Origin of the sequence: Streptomyces sp. NPDC048516 (assembly GCF_043199875.1) — a bacterium.
In the GTDB taxonomy this organism is placed as follows: Bacteria; Actinomycetota; Actinomycetes; order Streptomycetales; family Streptomycetaceae; genus Streptomyces.
The window spans coordinates 259109-277332 of the sequence record NZ_JBICWS010000012.1 but is presented as its reverse complement, the minus strand read 5'-3'; the positions used below and the strand labels follow the sequence as shown (position 1 = coordinate 277332).

Here is an 18224-nt window from a genome sequence, read left to right as displayed (position 1 = left end):
CTGAGCATCGGTGATGGTCCGCGGTACCCCTGGCCGGGGCTCGTCCGCAAGTCCGTCCAGCCGGTCACGCAGGAACCTCGTGCGCCACTTGGCGATGGTGCCCCGGTTCACGCCCAGCCGGGCGGCGACCGCCAGGTTGGGGCCGCCCTCAGCACACGCCAGCACGATCCTCGCCCGCAGGGCCAGCCCCTGCGCGGTGGTCCGGCGCTTGACCCAATTGCTCAACACCTGCCGCTCGGTCTCACTCAGGACCAGCGGCTCCAGCCTGCTGTCACCCACAACCCACAGCACACCGAAGCCAACCAGCACCCGTCAGCCAAACCCGCGAACTGGTACGGAAAGCGACTCACGTGGTGCCCAATCAACTCACAACCAGATCACTAGCTCCCCACGGGCGGCGGCCCCGTGCTGCCGCGTGGGACGAGTTCGGTCGGCAGCACTATGTGGCGTTCGTGTGCGCCGTCGGAGTCGTCGATCACCGCCCGGGTGAGGCGCACGGCGGCGCGTCCGAGCTCCACGGCGGGCTGGGCCAGGGTCGTCAGGCCCATGACTCCCGCCATGACGTGGTCGTCGAAGCCCATCACCGAAATCCGTCCCGGTACCGGGACGTTGGCCTCGCGCAGGGCCGCCAGCAGCCGGAAGGCCATGTCGTCGGTCTCGGTGAACATGGCGGTCGGCGGGTCGGGGAGGCTCAGCAGCCGGCCCACTGCCGGGGCCATGCCGCCGCCCTTCCAGTCCGGCACGCTCATCACGAGTGAGTCGTCGTGCTCCAGACCCGCTTCGGCGAGCGCCCGCAGATGGCCGGTGAGCCGGTTCTTGCTGCTCCAGGCGAAGCCCGTGGTGTCGTGCGTCTGGAGACAGGCGATCCGGCGGTGCCCGAGGTTGATCAGATGACGGGTGCCCCGCAGGGCGGCGTCCTCGTCGTCCACGTAGACGCTGGGACGGCCCGGGGCGTGCTGGCTGACGAAGACCAGGGGCATGCCCAGGTCGTCCAGGCGGGCGCGTTCGGCGGGGGAGAGCGAGAAGCTGACCACGAGCAGGGCGTCGGCGTTCCGGCGGGCGGGCAACCGGTCGAAGAAATCGGCGCGTTCGTGCACATCGGTCACGCTGTAGACCAGCAGGTCGAGGCCCGCCTCGCGCAGCGCGGGCGCCATGCCGGAGAGCGCCGAGCTCAGGAACCACGACGCCAGGTTCGGCATCAGGACGGCGACTCTTCCGGTGCGGCCGGTGACGAGACTGGAGGCGCTGCGGGTGATCGCGAACGAGAGTTCGCGGGCTGCGGCTTCCACCCGGGCGCGCGTGGTCTCCGAGACCGTCGACAATCCGCGCAAAGTGCGCGAAACGGTGGACACCGAAACCCCCGCCCGATGGGCCACATCGGCCATCGTGGCCTCGCTCTGCGCTGAGGACATGCGGGGACGCTAGCACAAAGGGTCGATGACAGCGTTGCCAGGAAAACTCCCCGGAATCTGTCGTTCACCACCCGTTGACCCGGCTACTGAGGCACTTCTAGCCTGCAAGCGCTGTCATCGACGACAGCCAAGACGTGAGGAGCACTCATGGCCTTGAGCCGCAGAACCCTGCTCGCGAGCGGTCTCGCCGCCGCCGGAGCCGGGCTCACCAGCGGTTGCGCGGGCAAGCCCTTGGACACCCTGTTGACCCAAGCCGCCCAGGTCCCGCGTACCCCGGCCACTCTCACCTGGTGGGTCTCCGAAATCCCTTCCCGGAACGGCCCCGTGGTGGCAGACCTGATCATCCGCGCCTTCGAGCGCCGCCATCCGCACATCCATGTCCGAAAGTCGAACGCCCTCAGTGCCACCGACAGCAACCGTGCCGCGGTCACCACGCAGCTCGCGGGCGCCTCACCCACCCCTGACGTCTATCTCGGGGACACCACCTGGCCCGCCCAGTTCGGCAGCAACTCCCTTGCGCTGCCGCTGCAGACGCTGCTGCCCAAGGACTTCTGGGCCGGCTACCCGGCGGCCCTGCGGCGGGTGAGCGAGTACCGCGGCGCCGTGTACGCGCTGCCCTTCTTCACCGACAGTGCCTTCCTCTATTACCGGAAGGACCTGCTGGCCAAGCACGGCCGGCCGGTGCCCCGTACCTGGGAGGATCTGGTGCGCACCGCGCGCACCGTCCAGCGGGCCGGGGACGCTCCTTACGGGTTCCTCTGGCAGGGGTCCGTATCGGAGTCGCTGACCTGCAATGTCGCCGAGTTCCTGGCCGATGCCGAAGCTCCCGTACTGGATGGTGCGGGCCGTGTGGCGCTGGGTGGAGCGGGCGCGGAGCGGGCCTTCGCCATGATGCGGGAGTTCACCGAGACGGGCGTGACGCCCCCCACGGTCGGCACGTATGTGGAAGCGGACTCGCAGGACGCCTTCACCGGCGGCCGCGGTGTCTTTCTGCGCAACTGGTCCTACGCCTGGGGCAATGCGGCCGACCGCTCGGTCTCCAAGGTGGCGGGCCGGGTCGGTGTCGCGCCCCGCCCCGGCTTCGCCGGCGACGGCCCGCGCGGGGTGAGCTGCGCCGGGGGCTGGAGCAATTTCGTCAACCCCAACTCCCGGCACCTCGGGGCCGCGGTCGCTTTTGCCCGGTTCTGTGCCGGTGAGGAGGCGCAGATGATCCTGCTGAAGAACGCCGGGGTGATTCCGGCGCTCGACGAGGTGCTGTCCCGGCCCGAGGCCCGTGCGGTCGGCGATCCGACGCTCACCGGGGTCCGCGAACTGCACCTGGTCGCCCGGCCGGTGCAGTCCCCGTACTACCCCCAGGTCAGCAAGGCGCTCTACACCCGGGCCAACGCGGTGATCGGCGGCCGGACCACACCCGCCCAGGCCGTACGCGCGGCCCGCGCCGATATCCGGACCGCACTGGAAGGCAGGGCGCTGTGAATGCCATGACCTCCTCCACCGCACCCGTGTCGCGGCGCCCGGCCCCTGAGCCGGCCGGCCGGCGGACTTTGCCTGCGCCACGCGGCGGCGGGCCGGCCCGGGTGAGCAGACGCCGCCGGGCGCGCACCGGCTGGCTCTTCGCCTCCCCGGCGCTGCTGGCCATCACCGCCGTGACGGTCTTCCCGGTGCTCTTCTCGGTGCTGCTCAGCTTCGCCGATGTCCGCCTGGAGTACGGCGGGTTCCGCATCCTGTCCCTGACGGGCGACCATTACGCCGCCGTGCTGAGCAGCCCGGAGTGGCGCCAGGCACTCGCCTTCACCTTCGGGTTCACCGTCGTCACCGTCCTGCTGGAACTGGTGCTGGGCACCGCGGCCGCGCTCGTGCTGGAGCGGCTGGGAGCCGCCCGCGGCTGGGTCCTGGCGGTCCTGCTGCTGCCCTGGGCCCTGATCAATGTCGTCGCCGCCCAGCTGTGGGGGTATCTCTACAACGGCACCTACGGCGGGCTGACCTGGCTCTTCACGCAGGTTCTGGGCCACCAGCCGGACATTCTCGGGCAGCCCGCCTCCGCCATGGGCGCCATGGTGGTGGTCGATGTCTGGAAGACCACACCCTTTGTCGCGATTGTCGTCCTCGCCGGGCTGATGCTGATTCCCGGCGACGTCTACGAGGCGGCAGAGATCGACGGCGCCGGCACCTGGACGACGTTCTGGAAGGTGACCCTGCCGCAGTTGCGCCCGATCATGGCCATCGCCGTGCTCTTCCGCATCCTGCAGGCCTTCGGCATCTTCGACCTGCCCTTCGTCCTGACCCAAGGTGGTCCGGGCACCGCCACCGAGTCCCTGGCCATCCTCGGATACAAAACGCTCTTCCAGAACCTCGCCATCGGCCGCGGCGCGGCGGTGGCGACCACCACCGCCGTCATCGTGATCACGTGCTGTCTGCTCTTCCTGCGGGTCTTCAAAGCGCAGGCCGACGAAGGAGGGCGGGCATGAACCGCCGTGCACCGGCGTCCGGCATCCGCCGGTACGTCAACGCCGTCAACCTCGGCGGTCTGGCCATCGTCGTGCTGTCGGCACTGCCCCTGTACTGGATGATCGCGTCGTCCTTCAAGGGACCGGGCGAGATCAGCGCCGACCCGCCGAGCCTGGTCCCGAAGGCGGCGACGCTCGGCAACTACGCCGAGGCCTTCGTCCGCAACGGCATCGGCCGCTATCTGCTCAACAGCGTGCTGGTGGCGTCGGTTTCCACGGTCGTTGTGCTGGGGCTGTCCTTCTTTGCGGGCTACGCCCTGGCCCGCACCCCGCTGCGGGGCCGCGGCGCCATCATGACCGCACTGCTGATGCTGTCCGTCTTCCCGCCGATCGCGCTGGTCGTTCCGCTCTTCCTGCTGGAGCGGCAGCTGGGGCTGCTCAACAGCTATGCGGGCCTGATCGTGCCCTATGTCGCGCTGAACCTCCCGTTCGCCATCTGGATCATGCGCAACTACCTCGTCGGCGTCCCCCGTGAGCTGGAGGAGGCGGCCACCGTGGACGGCGCGGGCCCGCTGCGTACCGTCCTGACCGTCATCGCCCCCCTCGCCCGGCCGGGGCTGTTCACCGCGGGGATCTTCACCTTCACCGCGACCTGGTCGGAGTTCCTGCTGGCGCTGACCTTCAACAGCGAGGACGGCCACCGCACCGTTCCGGTCGGCATCGCTCTGTTCACCAGCCAGTACACCGTCCCCTACGGGACGCTCTTCGCGGGGGCCGTGGCCGCCACCGTCCCCATCGGCGTCCTGGTCATGATCTTCCGCCGCTCGATCGTCTCGGGCATGACCTCAGGGGCGGTGAAGGGATGAGACCGGTGGCCCCGGGGTGCGCCGGCCCTTCCGGCCCCTCCCGCCCCGCCGCACCCGACCGCACCCGGTGCCGCACCGCGCCGCACTCCTCCCCCAGCTAGCGCTGGGAGGTGCCCCCCATGCGACCGCTCCCGTACCGAAAGGCTCTTCCGTGACCGCACAGCACCTCGGCTCCGACCGCAACACCACCGACTGGTGGCGGCAGGCCGTCGTCTACCAGGTGTATCCGCGCAGCTTCGCCGACGCCGACGGCGACGGCATCGGAGACCTCCCCGGTGTGACCTCCCGGCTGCCCTACCTTGCCGACCTCGGTGTGGACGCCGTCTGGCTGAGCCCCTTCTACCCCTCACAACTGGCCGACGGCGGCTATGACGTCGACGACTACCGCAATGTCGATCCGCGCCTCGGCACCCTCGACGACTTCGACGCCATGGTCGCCGAGGCACACCGCCTGGGCCTCAAGGTGATGGTCGACATCGTGCCCAACCACTCCTCCGACCAGCACCTCTGGTTCCAGGAGGCGTTGCGTGCCGAACCCGGATCCGCCGCCCGCGAGCGGTACGTCTTCCGCGAGGGCAAGGGCGAGCTGGGCGAACTGCCGCCCACCGACTGGGTCTCCTGCTTCGGCGGCCCCGCCTGGACCCGGCTGCCCGACGGTTGGTGGTACCTCCACCTCTTCGCCCCGCAGCAGCCCGACTTCAACTGGGACAACCCCGAGGTCCGCGCCGACTTCCGGCACACCCTGCGCTTCTGGTCCGACCGCGGCGTCGACGGCTTCCGGGTCGATGTGGCCCACGGCCTGGCCAAGGATCTGGCCGCGCCGCTGCGCGACATCGGCACCGTCGAGGGCTACACGCCGGGAGACCTGCCCGAGGACGGCAGCCACCCCTTCTGGGACCGCGACGAGGTGCACGACATCTTCCGTGACTGGCGCAAGGTCTTCAACGAGTACGACCCGCCGCGGGTCGCCGTCGCCGAGGCCTGGGTGCGCAGCTCCCGCCGTACCGCGTACGCCACCCCGCAGGAACTCGGCCAGGCCTTCAACTTCGACTTCCTCAAGGCCGCGCTGCACGCCGGGGAGCTGCGCGCCTCCATCGACACCGCGCTCGCCGACGCGCGCGCTGCCGGGGCGACCGCGACCTGGGTGCTGTCCAACCACGATGTGATCCGGCACGCCTCCCGGTACGGCCTGCCGGACGGCCGCGACGAGGAGGCCTGGCTGCTCTCCGACGGCCAAGAACCCGTCCTGGACCGGGATTTCGGGCTGCGCAGGGCACTGGCCGCGACCTTGCTGATGCTGGCGCTGCCCGGCTCCGGCTACGTCTACCAGGGCGAGGAACTGGGGCTTCCCGAGGTCGCCGGGCTCTCCCGGGACAGCCTCCAGGACCCGGTGTGGACCCGTAGCGGAGGCCGGCTGAAGGGGCGGGACGGCTGCCGGGTGCCCCTGCCGTGGCGGCGTGAGGGCAGCTCGTACGGCTTCGGCAGCGGGGGTACCTGGCTGCCGCAGCCGGCCGGATGGGGCGAGCTGTCCGTCGAGGCACAGCAGGGTGTGGCGTCCTCGCCTCTGGAGCTGTACCGCACGGCGCTCGCCACCCGCCGCCGGCTGCTGGCCGACGAGGCGCTGGAATGGGCCGATGACGCGCCGACGGCCCACCCGGACGTCCTGCACTTCCGCCGCTCGGGTGGCTGGGAGTGCGTGACCAACCTGTCGGACGAGCCCCGGCCGCGACCGGCCGGTGAGCTGCTGCTGGCCTCCGCGCCGGTCACCGGCGACGAGCTGCCGCCGTGGACGACGGTCTGGCTGCGCACCGCGCAGGCCTGACCCGCCGCGCCCTGGGGACCCGTCAGGCGGTCAGCGCCGTCAGGTCCCCACGGGCGCTGTCCAGGACCGCCCCGTCGTAGCGCCGCAGCAGCAGGCGGGCCAGCTTGGGCGCCGGGCCGAGGACGGGGGCGAGGACATCGGCCCCGGCCTCGCGGGCCCCGGCGGCGATGCGGTCAGGGAGGAAGCCGGGGGCGATGACGTACGGGGCCACGGCCACCCGGCCGACGCCCTCGGCACGCAGTTCCCGCACCGCGTCGGCCGTACGGGGTAGAGATGCGGAGGCGAACGCAGGTCGCACGGCACACCAGCCAGCGGTGTGCCGCCACTCCCGCGCGATTTCAGCGATCACTGCGCTCGCCTCCGGGTCGGAGGAGCCCGCCGAGGCCAGGACGACCCCGGTCGAGCCACGGTCGCCGGGCCGCACCCCGGCCTGCGCCAGCCGGCGCTCCAGCGCGGCGGTCAGCAGCGGCGAAGGGCCCAGCACGTCGGCCTGGCGGACGCTCAGCAGCGGCAGCCGGGCCGTCGCCGCCCGCAGGACCGCCGGGATGTCGGACTTCGCGTGGAAGGCGCGGGTCAGCAGCAGCGGCAGCGCCACCACCTCCCGCACGCCCTCTCCCGGCCCGCCACGGCGCCCGGACGAAGCCGCCGCGCGCCGCCCCTCGGCCTCTGCCTCCGCCGACAGCCGCTCCAGCACCCGCGGCACCCGGGGCGCGTTGAAGTCGAGGTAGCCGACCTCGACGCGCAGCCCGGGCCGCAGCGCCCGCACCCGCGCACAGAGCGCGGAGACGGCCGCGGCGTGCCGCGGATCGCGGCTGCCGTGGGCGACGACGAGAAGCGTGGGGCGAGGGGGGCACAGGTCCATGGTTCAGCTCTTCACGAGGAGGCCGCGGCTGCGCAGCACCCGGCGTTCGATCGGGGCGAAGATCAGCAGCTCGATGCCGATGCCGACGATGAGGATGAGGAGGATCGCGGCGAGCACCCAGGACATGTCCTGGAACTCGCGGCCCTGCTCCAGCAGCTGGCCCAGGCCGGTGCCCAGATCGGGCGCGTTGACGATGAGCTCGGCGGCCATCAGGGAGCGCCAGGAGAACGCCCAGCCCTGCTTGAGTCCGGCGATATAGCCGGGCAGCGCGGCCGGGAGCAGCACATGGCGGATGCCCGCCAGGCCGGTGGCGCCGATGGTGCGGCCGGCCCGCAGGTAGAGCGGGGAGATCTGGTCGACGCCCGCCACCAGTCCGTTGGCGATGGACGGGACGGCACCGAGCAGCACCACCGCGTAGATCGTGGCGTCGCTCAGCCCGAACCAGATGATCGCGGCCGGGACCCAGGCCACCGACGGCAGCGACTGAAGACCGCTCAGGATCGGCCCGATCGCGGCCCGTACGGGCTTGACCCGGGCGACGATCAGCCCGAGCACCGTACCCATGGCCACCGAGGCGACGAAGCCGAGGGCGCCGCGGGAGACGCTGGTCCACACGAAGCTCAGCAGGGTGCCCTCGAGCCACTTCTGCTGCAGCGAGTGCGCGACATCGACGGGGCTCGGCAGCAGGTAGTGCGGCTTCAGCTCGAAGTGGTAGGCGAGCTGCCACACCACGAGCACGATGACGATCGCGACGAGGGGCGGGAACGCCTTCGAGGCGACGGTGCGCAGCCACGGCTGCCGGTCGACGACCCGGGATTCCAGGGCGTCGAGCCCGGCCTCCAGGCCGGCGATATCACCGGCCGCGGCGGCGTCGCCGCCGGTCGCGGTGCCCGCGGCGTTCCGGGCGCCGGCGGACCGGTCCTTGGTCTCAGTGCTGGCCATGGCGGCGGATCTCCCCACGGAGCTGTTCGGTGATCTCGATGGAAAGGTCGGCGACCGCGGAGTCCTCGATGCGGCGCGGCTGCGGGATGTCCACCCGCCACTCGCGGGCGATCTTGCCGGGGCGGGAGGACAGCAGCACCACCCGCTCGGCGAGCCGCACGGCCTCGCGGACGTTATGAGTGACGAACAGGACCGAGAGGTTGGTCTCGCGCCAGATGCGGGTCAGCTCGTCGTGCAGCACGTCGCGGGTGATCGCGTCCAGCGCGGCGAACGGCTCGTCCATCAGCAGCAGTTGGCTGTCCTGGGCCAGGGCGCGGGCCATCGCCACGCGCTGGCGCATACCGCCCGACAGCTCGTGCACCCGCTTGCCGTGGGCGCCCTTGAGCCGGACGAGCTCCAGCAGCCGTTCGGCCTCGTCCCGGCGCTCCGCGCGCGGCACCCCGCGCAGCCGCAGCGCCAGTTCGATGTTGCGGCCGGCGGTCAGCCACGGGAACAGCGCATGCTCCTGGAACATCAGGGCCGGCCGGCCGCCGGGCGTCTCGATGGCGCCGGCGGACGGCGCGTCCAGACCGGCCACGAGGTTGAGGAGGGTGGACTTGCCGCAGCCCGAGGCCCCCAGGAGGCAGACGAATTCGCCGGGCGCCACATCGATGCTGATGTCGTCCAGGACATGCTGCTGTGCGCCGGTGCGGCCGAACGACTTCGAGACATGGTCGATGCGGGCCGCGTACGGCACGGTGGTGCCCGTGTCCGCCGTGGCGGGTTGCTGCTGGGTGAGCGTGGTGGTCGTCATCGGTGTCACCTCCTGGGGGAGTGCGGTACTACGGGGGCGGGGCTACTTGCTGCCGAGGCCGGCGTCGGAGACCGGCTGCTTGCCCTCGGACCTCAGCACCTTGTTGAGCAGGGTGAGGTCGTAGATGCCCTTGAGGTCGGGCTTCTTGAGCAGACCCGCCTTGACGGCGTGATCCGCCTCCTCCTGGAGGGTGGCGGCCAGCGGGTCATCGGTGACATCGACGTTCTTGAACGCCGGGTCGATGACGTTGTGCGGCAGTGCCTTGCCGGCGACGTCCGGGGAGGCGAGCTTGTCGTTGAGGGACTTCTTCGCCTCGGCCGGGTGCGACCGGATCCAGGCGTTGGTCTTCACCGAGGCCCGCAGCACCGCCTCGACGGCCTTGGGGTGCTCCTTGAGGAACTTCTGCGAGACGATCATGTTCGTGATGACGAACTTCCCGTCCTTCCACAGCTTCTTCTCGTCCAGCAGCGTCTTGCCGCCCTCGGCGACGAGCCTGGAGGCGGTGGGCTCGGGCACCCACGCGCCGTCGATACCGCCCTGCCGGAAGACCGTCGGCGTCACCTTGTTGTCGGTGCGCTGGACGGTGACATCGCCCTTGCCGGTGGTGGGGTCGACCTTGAGGCCCTTCTCCGACAGGTAGTTCAGCAGCGCGACGTCCTGGGTGTTGCCCAGCTGCGGGGTCGCGATCTTCTTGCCCTTGAGATCGCTCAGACTCTTGATCTTCTTGGGGTTGACCACCAGCGAGACACCGCCGGAGGCCGAACCGCCAATGATCTTCAGGCTCTTGCCGTGCGACTTGACGTAGCCGTTGATCGCGGGGGAGGGGCCGATCCAGCCGATGTCGACGGCGCCCGAGTTGAGCGCCTCGATCTCGGCGGGGCCCGCGTTGAAGGGGGCGGCCTTCACTTCGGTGCCGCCCAGTTCCTTCTGGAACGCGCCGCTCTGGAGGCCGACCAGGGGAGTGGCATGCGTGGTGTTGCCGAAGAACCCGATCGTGAGGTGATCGAGCCCGTCGGTCTTGGCGCCCTTGGGCGCGACACCGGCCGCGGTGTCCTTCTTGGCCTCGGAGCCGTAGCCGCAGGCGCCCAGCGCCCCGATCAGGAGCGGGACGGTGGCGGCGGCCGCCAGCAGGCGGTGTCGAACGGCAGACACGGGAGGGGGTCCTCTCGGAGGGCCGGTCAGTACGCGCCTTCTATGGCGCGCCCGGCAGATCGATGGATCTTCGGAAGGGAGGTGTGGGGGTTACGGAGCCCGGCATCGTCAGCGCACACATCGGCCGACTCCGCCCTGCCCGCTGCCCAGGGCGCCGCTGCCGATGCGGCCGCCCTCCTTCGCGAAGGTCGAGAAGATGTCCTGGAGCATGCTCAGAAGTCCCATCCCTCGTCGTCGTCCGCGCCGGCGGCCGGAGCGGCCTCGGCGGCCGCCTCGGCGAAGGCGTTGCCCGCCATCCCCGCGGTCAGCGTCGTACCGTCCGCCGGGTCGATCAGGAGGAAGGAGCCGGTGCGGCGGGAGTCGGCGTAGGCGTCCAGGGCCAGGGGCTCGGCGGTGCGGAGGGTGACGCGCCCGATGTCGTTGGCGGCCAGTTCGCCGGGGGCCGGGTGCTGGGAGAGGTCGTCGAGGGTGAGGCGGGAGGGGATGTCCTTGACGAGGGCCTTGACGGTGCGGGTGGTGTGCTTGAGCAGCACGCGCTGGCCGATGGTCAGCGGACGGTCCGCCACGTGGCAGACGGTTGCCTCGATGTCCTGCGAGAGGTCCGGTGCGGTGGCCGTGGGGGCGATCAGGTCACCGCGTGAGATGTCGATGTCGTCGGTGAGGCGGACGGTGACCGACTGCGGTGCCCAGGCGGCGTCCACGGCCTGGCCCAGGGCGTCGATCGCCTCGATGGTGCTGGTGCGGCCCGAGGGCAGGGCGGTGACGGGGTCGCCGACGCGCAGCACACCCGAGGCGATCTGGCCCGCGTAGCCGCGGTAGTCGGGGTGTTCGGCGGTCTGCGGACGGATGACGTACTGGACCGGGAAGCGCGCCGGGTCGTCCGACGGGTCGGCGACGACGGGCACGGTCTCCAGGTGCTCCAGCACGGTCGGGCCGCCGTACCAGTCCATGTGCGCCGAGGGGGACACCACGTTGTCGCCGGCCAGCGCCGAGATCGGGATGGCGGTGATCTCCGGGACGCCCAGCGAGGCCGCGTAGGTCGTGAACTCCTCGGCGATGGCGGCGAAGACGGGCTCGGCGTAGTCGACCAGGTCCATCTTGTTGACGGCCAGCACCACATGCGGGACGCGCAGCAGGGCGGCGACCGCGGCGTGCCGGCGGGTCTGCTCGACCACGCCGTTGCGGGCGTCGACCAGCACCACGGCCAGCTCGGCGGTGGACGCGCCGGTGACCATGTTGCGGGTGTACTGCACATGCCCGGGGGTGTCCGCCAGGATGAACCGGCGCCGCGGGGTGGCGAAGTAGCGGTAGGCGACATCGATGGTGATGCCCTGCTCGCGCTCGGCGCGCAGCCCGTCGGTCAGCAGCGCCAGGTCCGGCGCCTCCTGCCCGCGGCCCAGCGAGGCCCGCTCGACGGCCTCCAGCTGGTCGGCGAGCACCGACTTGGAGTCGTGCAGCAGCCGGCCCACCAGCGTGGACTTGCCGTCGTCGACGGAGCCTGCGGTGGCGAAGCGCAGCAGCGAGGCGGCACCCGCCTCGACGAAGTCGGCCGCGCCCGCACCCGTGCTGGTGCCCGTGCTCGCGCCGGTGCCTGTGTTCGTGCTCATGTTAGAAGTACCCCTCGCGCTTGCGGTCCTCCATGGCGGCCTCGGACATCTTGTCGTCGGCCCTGGTGGCACCCCGCTCGGTGAGCCGGGACGCGGCGATCTCCGCGATCACCGCCTCGATGGTGTCGGCGTCGGAGTCGACGGCACCGGTGCAGGACATGTCGCCGACGGTGCGGTAGCGCACCTGCCGCCGCTCCAGGCTCTCGCCGTCCTTGGGGCCGCCCCACTCGCCGGGGGAGAGCCACATACCGCTGCGGGCGAAGACCTCGCGCTCGTGGGCGTAGTAGATGGCGGGCAGCTCGATCTTCTCGCGGGCGATGTACTGCCACACGTCCAGCTCGGTCCAGTTGGACAGCGGGAAGACGCGGACGTGCTCGCCGGGGGAGTGCTTGCCGTTGTAGAGCTGCCACAGCTCGGGGCGCTGGCGGCGCGGGTCCCAGCCGCCGAACTCGTCACGCAGCGAGAAGACCCGCTCCTTGGCGCGCGCCTTCTCCTCGTCCCGGCGGCCGCCGCCGAAGACCGCGTCGAAGCGGCCCTTGTCGATGGCGTCCAGCAGCGGGACGGTCTGCAGCGGGTTGCGGGTGCCGTCCGGGCGCTCGCGCAGCTCACCGCGGTCGATGAAGTCCTGGACGGAGGCGACGTGCAGCCGCAGGCCGTGCCGCTCCACGGTGCGGTCGCGGTAGTCGAGGACCTCGGGGAAGTTGTGCCCGGTGTCGACGTGCAGCAGCGAGAACGGCACCGCGGCCGGCGCGAACGCCTTCAGCGCCAGGTGCAGCATGACGATGGAGTCCTTGCCGCCGGAGAACAGGATCACCGGCCGCTCGAACTCACCCGCCACCTCACGGAAGATGTGCACCGCCTCCGACTCCAGGGCGTCGAGGTGGGGGAGGGCGTACGGGTTGTCGGCGTCCTCGGCGTTCTCGGTCACGGCAGTGACGGTCGTCATGCCAGTCCCCTTTCGGTGAGCAGCGCATGCAGTGCCGCCGCGGACTCCTGCACGGTCTGGGTGTGCGACTCGATGCGCAGGTCGGGTGAGGCGGGCGCCTCGTAGGGGTCGTCCACGCCGGTCAGTCCGGAGATCTCACCGGCCGCCTGCTTGGCGTAGAGCCCCTTCACATCCCGCTCGGAGCACACCTCGACGGGCGTGGCCACATGCACCTCCAGGTAGGGGGTGCCCTCGCTCCCGTGGCGCTTGCGTACTGCCTCCCGGCTGTCCGCGTACGGCGCGATCACCGGCACCAGCGCCTTGACGCCGTTGCTCGCCAGCAGCTCGGCCACGAAGCCGATCCGCTGGACGTTGGTGTGCCGGTCCTCGCGGGTGAAGCCGAGACCCGCGGACAGGAACTCGCGGATCTCGTCGCCGTCCAGCACCTCGACGCGGTGGCCGTCGCCGCGCAGCTTTCCGGCCAGTTCGTGCGCGAGGGTCGTCTTGCCCGCGCTCGGCAGACCGGTCAGCCAGATCGTGGCGCCCGTCATGGATATCTCCTGATGCTCGGTCATCCGTGCAGCCCGCACTCGGTCTTGTTGCTGCCGGCCCAGCGGCCGGCCCTGGCGTCCTCGCCCTCCAGCACCCGGCGGGTGCAGGGCGCGCAGCCCACGGAGGCGTAGCCGTCCGTCAGCAGCGGGTTGGTGAGCACCCCGTGCCCGTCCACGTACGCGTCCACATCGGCCTGCGTCCAGCGGGCGATCGGGGAGATCTTCACCTTGCGGCGCTTGGGGTCCCAGCCGACGACCGGGGTGTTCGCCCGGGTGGGCGACTCGTCCCGGCGCAGCCCCGTCGCCCAGGCGTCGTAGCCGGCCAGGCCCTCTTCGAGCGGCTTGACCTTGCGCAGGGCGCAGCACAGGTCCGGGTTGCGGTCGTGCAGCTTCGGGCCGTGCTCGGCGTCCTGCTCGGCGACCGTCTGACGCGGCGTCAGGGTCAGGACGTTGACGTCCATCACCTCGGCCACCGCGTCCCGGGTCCCCAGGGTCTCGGGGAAGTGGTAGCCGGTGTCCAGGAAGACCACGTCCACGCCCGGGAAGGCCCGCGAGGCCAGGTGCGCGACGACTGCGTCCTCCATCGAGGAGGTGACGCAGAAGCGCGGGCCGAAGGTCTCGGCGGCCCATTCGAGGATCTTCAGGGCGGGCGCGTCCTCCAGGTCGCGGCCCGCCTGCTCGGCGAGTTGCTGAAGGTCGGTAGCGGTGGTCACGGGGTACCTCCGTCGGAAGCGGAAGCGGAAGGGGTGCTGCCGGTGCTTCCCGGCGTCAGCAGGCCCAGGAACTTCAGCCGGAACGCGCGACTGCAGGACCGGCATTCCCATGACCCATGGCCCTCCTCGGAAGGCCGCAGGTCCTCGTCCCCGCAGTAGGGGCAGTAGAACGGCGCCGCACGTTCGCTCACGGTGTCCCCCGCTCAGCCCCGGCGCGCTCGGGTGCGCCGGCTTCCCTCGTCACTGCTCGGTCCTTCGTCACTGCGCGGCTTCCCGGGCCGGCCTGCGCCGCACGACAGGGCTCGCTCACTTCAGCGCACCCTCTTCCGCACGGGCCGCCCAGGTGGCGAACCGCTCGTCCTCCTCGCGCTGCGCCTCGAAGTTGCGCAGCACCCGCTCGACGTAGTCGGGGAGTTCATCGGCGGTGACCTTCAGACCGCGGACCTTGCGGCCGAAGCCGGCCTCCAGGCCCAGGGCGCCGCCCAGGTGCACCTGGTAGCCCTCGACCTGGTTGCCGTCGTCGTCCAGGACCAGCTGGCCCTTGAGGCCGATGTCCGCGACCTGGATACGGGCGCAGGCATTCGGGCAGCCGTTGAGGTTGATGGTGATCGGCTCCTGGAAGTCCGGCATCCGCTGCTCCAGTTCGTCGATCAGCGAGGCGCCACGGCCCTTGGTCTCGACGATGGCCAGCTTGCAGAACTCGATGCCGGTGCAGGCCATCGTGCCGCGCCGGAACGGCGAGGGGTTGACCTGGAAGTCCAGCGCCTCCAGCCCCGCGACCAGCCCGTCGACCTGGTCCTGCTCGACGTCGAGAATGATCATCTTCTGCTCGACGGTGGTGCGCAGCCGGTCGGAGCCGTACGCGGCGGCCAGTTCGGCGATCTTGGTGAGGGTGGTGCCGTCGACCCGGCCCACGCGCGGGGCGAAGCCCACGTAGAAGCGGCCGTCCTGCTGCCGGTGCACCCCGATGTGGTCGCGCCACTTGGAGACCGGCTCCTCGGGCGCGGGTCCGTCGGCCAGCTTGCGCTGCAGGTACTCGTCCTCCAGCACCTGGCGGAACTTCTCCGGGCCCCAGTCGGCCATCAGGAACTTCAGCCGGGCACGGTTGCGCAGCCGGCGGTAGCCGTAGTCCCGGAAGATCCCGACCACACCGGCCCAGACGTCCGCGACCTCGTCCAGCGGCACCCAGGTGCCCAGGCGCTGGGCGAGCTTGGGGTTGGTGGACAGGCCGCCGCCGACCCAGAGGTCGAACCCGGGGCCGTGCTCGGGGTGGACGACACCGACGAAGGCCACGTCGTTGATCTCGTGGACCACGTCCTGGACGGGCGAGCCGGAGATCGCGGTCTTGAACTTCCGCGGCAGGTTGGAGAACTCCTTGCTGCCGATGTAGCGCTCGTGGATCTCATCGACGGCCGGAGTGCCGTCGACGATCTCGTCCGCCGCGATACCGGCCACCGGGGAGCCGATGATCACGCGCGGGCAGTCGCCGCAGGCCTCCGTCGTGGACAGGCCCACCGCCTCCAGCTTCTCCCAGATGGCGGGGACGTCCTCGATGCGGATCCAGTGCAGCTGGATGTTCTGCCGGTCGGTGATGTCCGCGGTGCCGCGGGCGTACTGCTCGGAGACCTCGCCGATGGCGCGCAGCTGGGCCACGCTCAGCCGCCCGCCGTCGACGCGGACCCGCAGCATGAAGTGCTTGTCGTCCAGCTCCTCCGGCTCCAGGATCGCCGTCTTGCCGCCGTCGATCCCGGGCTTGCGCTGGGTGTACAGGCCCCACCAGCGCATCCGCCCGCGCAGGTCGGTGGGGTCGATGGAGTCGAATCCCGACTTGGAGTAGATCGTCTCAATGCGCGTCCGCACATTGAGACCGTCGTCATCCTTCTTGAACTGCTCGTTGCCGTTGAGTGGCGTGTGGTGGCCCACGGCCCACTGGCCCTCGCCGCGGTGGCGTCCGGCCTTGCGGCGGGTCGTGGCAGCTTCGGGGCGTTCAGGGGAGGCGGCCATGGGTGTACGTCCTTCTGGGCGGGCTCAAGGAATGCGGACGGGGCGCCGAGCACCCGCGCTGACCTGCGCAGGCATACCGAAAAGCGGCGCGTGATACACGCGTCGGAAGGTCTGCGGGTCGAGGGGTGTCAGCGCGTCCGCGACGATGGGGACGGCGTGAGATGCGGTGGTGCCGGGTGCTGCCAGAGGTCGAAGACCCCTGGTCAATGCAGCCTCAGCCCGCCCGACAAATGGCGCTGGACATGCGGCCGAGGTCGACGTGCCGCCGACTCACCAAGGCAATTCCAGCTCGAGACATGACGGAAGCGTGTCACGCCGCTCTCCGGCCAGTCCACCGTTATCCAGAATCCGGACACCTGGGTCTCGCATCGCGAGACGGTGTGGTGCCGGTCACTCCCCGGTGGGTGTGGTGGTGGTGGAAGGGCCCGTCGGCTCGGCGGATCCCGTCGGCCTTGTCGGCTCCGTCGGCTCCGTCGGCTCCGTCGGTCCCGTGGGGCCCGCCCCGGGCCAGGGGCCGGGCGCCGGCACGTCGGGCTCCTCGGTCACCGTGGTGTCGTAGACCCGGAAGCCGCGCCGCTCGTAGTTGGCCTTCGCGTGCGGGCCGTCCTGGCTGCACGTGTGCACCCACACCCGCTTGGTCGGTGCCAGCTCCGGCCACCGTTCGGCCAGGTCCCAGGCCCGCTCGGTGCCGTGGGCGAGCAGGTGTCCGCCGATCCGGCGCCCACGGAAGCCGGGGAGGAGTCCGAAGAAGACGATCTCCACGGAGCCGTCCGCCTCCGCCGCCAGCTCGATGAACCCGGCGGGTGTGCCCCGCTCGTACGCCACCCAGGTCTCCACCCCGGGGCGCCCGAGGTGTGCTGCCCACTGCGCGTACGACCAGTCCAGCCGGTCGGTCCAGGTGACGTCACCGCCGACCGCCGTATAGAGGAAGCGGCTGAATTCGGGGGAAGGAACCTGCGAGCGGATGATCCGGACGTCCTGCTCGGCCGCCGGAACCGCGGCGGGGGACAGGTCGGCGCGCGAGGTCTGCTCGAGGTACCACGTGATGACCGAGATGCTCATGCGGCCAGCACATCACACCGGGAGCGGGGGCCCCGGGCCGGTCCGGGGGCGAGGGCGGGGATGGGGTGCCCGGGGCGAGGTTCGGGCGCAGGTCAGGGGCAGGCCGGGGCCGGACGGGGCCGGTGGACCTCATCCCGCATGGTGAGATGCCTGCTCGCAATGTGAGGTGCCGACTGTGCCGCCCGGCGAAGCGGATATGCGAATACCGGGATTCGGAGACAGCCCCGACGCATAATTAACGAAATCGATGAAACGTCAGCCGGGAGCGCACACAGTGCTCCCGGCCGGTTTATGTGCGGCTCGCGAAAGCAAGGATGGCATGTCTCTGCAATTCACCGGGTGTTCGTTCCGCTACGGCCGGAAGGTGCCCGTCCTCAACGGACTCGATCTCTCCCTCGACCGCCGGGCAACCGTCCTCCTGGGGCCTAACGGCGCGGGTAAATCCACTCTTTTAGGCATCGCCGCCTCCTGGATCTCCCCTACCGCAGGAGCGGTGACCTGGAAGGGGATGAACCCCGGTCAGCGGCACACGCGAGCGGCCTACCGCAAAGCCGTGGGATGGCTTCCGCAGAACGTCAAACCCATGCCGGGGCTCACCGTCCGGGAAAACGTCGCCTACATCGGCTGGTTGAAAGGAATGTCCCGCTCCGACGCCTGGGACCGGTCACACCAGGCACTGGAGCGGGTGAAGCTGGGCAGCCTGGCCGGCCGGAAGAGCCACCAGCTCTCGGGCGGCCAGTTACGGCGCATGGGCATAGCCGGAACTCTCGTCCACCACAGCGAAATCGTGCTGCTCGACGAGCCGACGGCAGGACTTGACCCCTCGCAGCGCCACATCTTCCGCGAGCTGGTCACCAGCCTGCTGGCCGACCTCCACGTCGTGGTCTCCACCCACCAGACCGAAGACCTCGACACCATGTACGACCGTGTCGTCGTCCTCGACAGAGGCCGGACCCGCTTCGAGGGCGACACCGACACCTTCCTCGCCCTCGCCGCCCCCGGCACACCGGAGGGACGACGCGCCGAAGGTGCCTACACCCAGCTGATCGCCCAGGAGGTGTGAGCC

Annotated in this window: 19 protein-coding genes; 5 read left to right on the top strand and 14 right to left on the bottom strand. The window is 70.8% G+C overall.

The features are described 5' to 3' along the window. Together ACGFR7_RS24430 and ACGFR7_RS24425 are read right to left on the bottom strand one after the other, a co-directional pair. Positions 1–279 (bottom strand): helix-turn-helix domain-containing protein (locus ACGFR7_RS24430; RefSeq protein WP_393322980.1); only part of this gene is annotated, 279 nt, incomplete at its 3' end. A gap of 101 nt (positions 280–380) precedes the next feature. After that, positions 381–1412, bottom strand: coding sequence for a LacI family DNA-binding transcriptional regulator (locus tag ACGFR7_RS24425; protein WP_393322978.1), 1032 nt, complete (start codon positions 1410–1412; stop codon positions 381–383). Positions 1413–1559: 147 nt separating this feature from the next. Here ACGFR7_RS24425 and ACGFR7_RS24420 point away from each other — a divergent pair, with 147 nt between their 5' ends. The 4 genes from ACGFR7_RS24420 (at position 1560) to ACGFR7_RS24405 (ending at position 6547) form a co-directional block, all read left to right on the top strand. Then, positions 1560–2888 carry an extracellular solute-binding protein gene (locus ACGFR7_RS24420; protein WP_393322975.1) on the top strand — a complete coding sequence of 443 codons (1329 nt, stop codon included), beginning with the start codon at positions 1560–1562 and terminating at the stop codon, positions 2886–2888. A 101-nt stretch (positions 2889–2989) separates the two neighbouring features. Beyond that, entirely contained in the window at positions 2990–3880 is an 891-nt protein-coding gene (locus ACGFR7_RS24415) for a carbohydrate ABC transporter permease (RefSeq protein ID WP_393322973.1), read from the top strand. Next, positions 3877–4725: a carbohydrate ABC transporter permease gene (locus ACGFR7_RS24410; protein ID WP_393322970.1), complete on the top strand. Its 849-nt coding sequence runs from the start codon at positions 3877–3879 to the stop codon at positions 4723–4725. Before ACGFR7_RS24415 ends, ACGFR7_RS24410 begins: the two co-directional genes overlap by 4 nt. A 151-nt stretch (positions 4726–4876) precedes the next feature. Further along, positions 4877–6547, top strand: a complete 1671-nt coding sequence (locus ACGFR7_RS24405; protein ID WP_393322968.1) for a glycoside hydrolase family 13 protein — start codon at positions 4877–4879, stop codon at positions 6545–6547. Positions 6548–6569: 22 nt separating this feature from the next. On the opposite strand, the gene ACGFR7_RS24400 is transcribed toward ACGFR7_RS24405, so the two are convergent. The 12 genes from ACGFR7_RS24400 to ACGFR7_RS24345 all read right to left on the bottom strand — a co-directional run bounded on the left by ACGFR7_RS24400 (position 6570) and on the right by ACGFR7_RS24345 (position 17158). Further along, the gene (locus ACGFR7_RS24400) at positions 6570–7409 is read right to left on the bottom strand and encodes a sirohydrochlorin chelatase (protein WP_393322965.1); all 840 of its coding nucleotides are present in this window, start codon (positions 7407–7409) and stop codon (positions 6570–6572) included. Between the two features lie 3 nt (positions 7410–7412). After that, positions 7413–8351, bottom strand: a complete 939-nt coding sequence (locus tag ACGFR7_RS24395; protein ID WP_393322963.1) for an ABC transporter permease — start codon at positions 8349–8351, stop codon at positions 7413–7415. Beyond that, positions 8338–9144, bottom strand: a complete 807-nt coding sequence (locus ACGFR7_RS24390) for an ABC transporter ATP-binding protein (protein WP_393322960.1) — start codon at positions 9142–9144, stop codon at positions 8338–8340. Before ACGFR7_RS24390 ends, ACGFR7_RS24395 begins: the two co-directional genes overlap by 14 nt. Positions 9145–9186: 42 nt before the next feature. Then, entirely contained in the window at positions 9187–10296 is a 1110-nt protein-coding gene (locus ACGFR7_RS24385) for an aliphatic sulfonate ABC transporter substrate-binding protein (protein WP_393322957.1), read from the bottom strand. A 212-nt stretch (positions 10297–10508) separates the two neighbouring features. Beyond that, positions 10509–11903 (bottom strand): sulfate adenylyltransferase subunit 1, encoded by a 1395-nt coding sequence (locus ACGFR7_RS24380; protein ID WP_393322954.1) that lies wholly within the window; start codon positions 11901–11903, stop codon positions 10509–10511. 1 nt (position 11904) lies between these two features. Beyond that, positions 11905–12849: a sulfate adenylyltransferase subunit CysD gene (gene cysD / locus ACGFR7_RS24375; protein ID WP_393322952.1), complete on the bottom strand. Its 945-nt coding sequence runs from the start codon at positions 12847–12849 to the stop codon at positions 11905–11907. Beyond that, complete coding sequence (gene cysC / locus ACGFR7_RS24370) at positions 12846–13379, bottom strand: adenylyl-sulfate kinase (RefSeq protein ID WP_393323021.1); 534 nt, start codon at positions 13377–13379, stop codon at positions 12846–12848. Before cysC ends, cysD begins: the two co-directional genes overlap by 4 nt. 20 nt (positions 13380–13399) lie before the next feature. Then, positions 13400–14092, bottom strand: a complete 693-nt coding sequence (locus ACGFR7_RS24365; protein WP_393322949.1) for a phosphoadenylyl-sulfate reductase — start codon at positions 14090–14092, stop codon at positions 13400–13402. Next, entirely contained in the window at positions 14089–14283 is a 195-nt protein-coding gene (locus ACGFR7_RS24360) for a hypothetical protein (RefSeq protein WP_393322946.1), read from the bottom strand. Before ACGFR7_RS24360 ends, ACGFR7_RS24365 begins: the two co-directional genes overlap by 4 nt. Before the next feature lie 115 nt (positions 14284–14398). After that, on the bottom strand, positions 14399–16096 hold the full coding sequence (locus ACGFR7_RS24355) for a nitrite/sulfite reductase (protein ID WP_393322943.1): 1698 nt from the start codon (positions 16094–16096) through the stop codon (positions 14399–14401). 214 nt (positions 16097–16310) lie between these two features. After that, entirely contained in the window at positions 16311–16394 is an 84-nt protein-coding gene (locus tag ACGFR7_RS24350) for a putative leader peptide (protein WP_350257049.1), read from the bottom strand. A 92-nt stretch (positions 16395–16486) separates the two neighbouring features. Beyond that, positions 16487–17158: a GNAT family N-acetyltransferase gene (locus tag ACGFR7_RS24345; protein ID WP_393322940.1), complete on the bottom strand. Its 672-nt coding sequence runs from the start codon at positions 17156–17158 to the stop codon at positions 16487–16489. A gap of 319 nt (positions 17159–17477) precedes the next feature. On the opposite strand from ACGFR7_RS24345, the gene ACGFR7_RS24340 reads away from it, so the two are divergent. After that, positions 17478–18221 carry an ATP-binding cassette domain-containing protein gene (locus ACGFR7_RS24340; RefSeq protein ID WP_393322937.1) on the top strand — a complete coding sequence of 248 codons (744 nt, stop codon included), beginning with the start codon at positions 17478–17480 and terminating at the stop codon, positions 18219–18221. Positions 18222–18224: the final 3 nt, after the last annotated feature.

Bases quoted from the DNA above. Each gene is read 5' to 3' on its own strand.
- ACGFR7_RS24425 (WP_393322978.1), bottom strand. From the start codon at position 1,412: ATGTCCTCAGCGCAGAGCGAGGCCACGATGGCCGATGTGGCCCATCGG.
- ACGFR7_RS24420 (WP_393322975.1), top strand. From the start codon at position 1,560: ATGGCCTTGAGCCGCAGAACCCTGCTCGCGAGCGGTCTCGCCGCCGCC.
- ACGFR7_RS24410 (WP_393322970.1), top strand. From the start codon at position 3,877: ATGAACCGCCGTGCACCGGCGTCCGGCATCCGCCGGTACGTCAACGCC.
- ACGFR7_RS24400 (WP_393322965.1), bottom strand. From the start codon at position 7,409: ATGGACCTGTGCCCCCCTCGCCCCACGCTTCTCGTCGTCGCCCACGGC.
- ACGFR7_RS24395 (WP_393322963.1), bottom strand. From the start codon at position 8,351: ATGGCCAGCACTGAGACCAAGGACCGGTCCGCCGGCGCCCGGAACGCC.
- ACGFR7_RS24390 (WP_393322960.1), bottom strand. From the start codon at position 9,144: ATGACGACCACCACGCTCACCCAGCAGCAACCCGCCACGGCGGACACG.
- ACGFR7_RS24380 (WP_393322954.1), bottom strand. From the start codon at position 11,903: ATGAGCACGAACACAGGCACCGGCGCGAGCACGGGCACCAGCACGGGT.
- cysD (WP_393322952.1), bottom strand. From the start codon at position 12,849: ATGACGACCGTCACTGCCGTGACCGAGAACGCCGAGGACGCCGACAAC.
- cysC (WP_393323021.1), bottom strand. From the start codon at position 13,379: ATGACGGGCGCCACGATCTGGCTGACCGGTCTGCCGAGCGCGGGCAAG.
- ACGFR7_RS24355 (WP_393322943.1), bottom strand. From the start codon at position 16,096: ATGGCCGCCTCCCCTGAACGCCCCGAAGCTGCCACGACCCGCCGCAAG.
- ACGFR7_RS24350 (WP_350257049.1), bottom strand. From the start codon at position 16,394: ATGTCTCGAGCTGGAATTGCCTTGGTGAGTCGGCGGCACGTCGACCTC.
- ACGFR7_RS24345 (WP_393322940.1), bottom strand. From the start codon at position 17,158: ATGAGCATCTCGGTCATCACGTGGTACCTCGAGCAGACCTCGCGCGCC.
- ACGFR7_RS24340 (WP_393322937.1), top strand. From the start codon at position 17,478: ATGTCTCTGCAATTCACCGGGTGTTCGTTCCGCTACGGCCGGAAGGTG.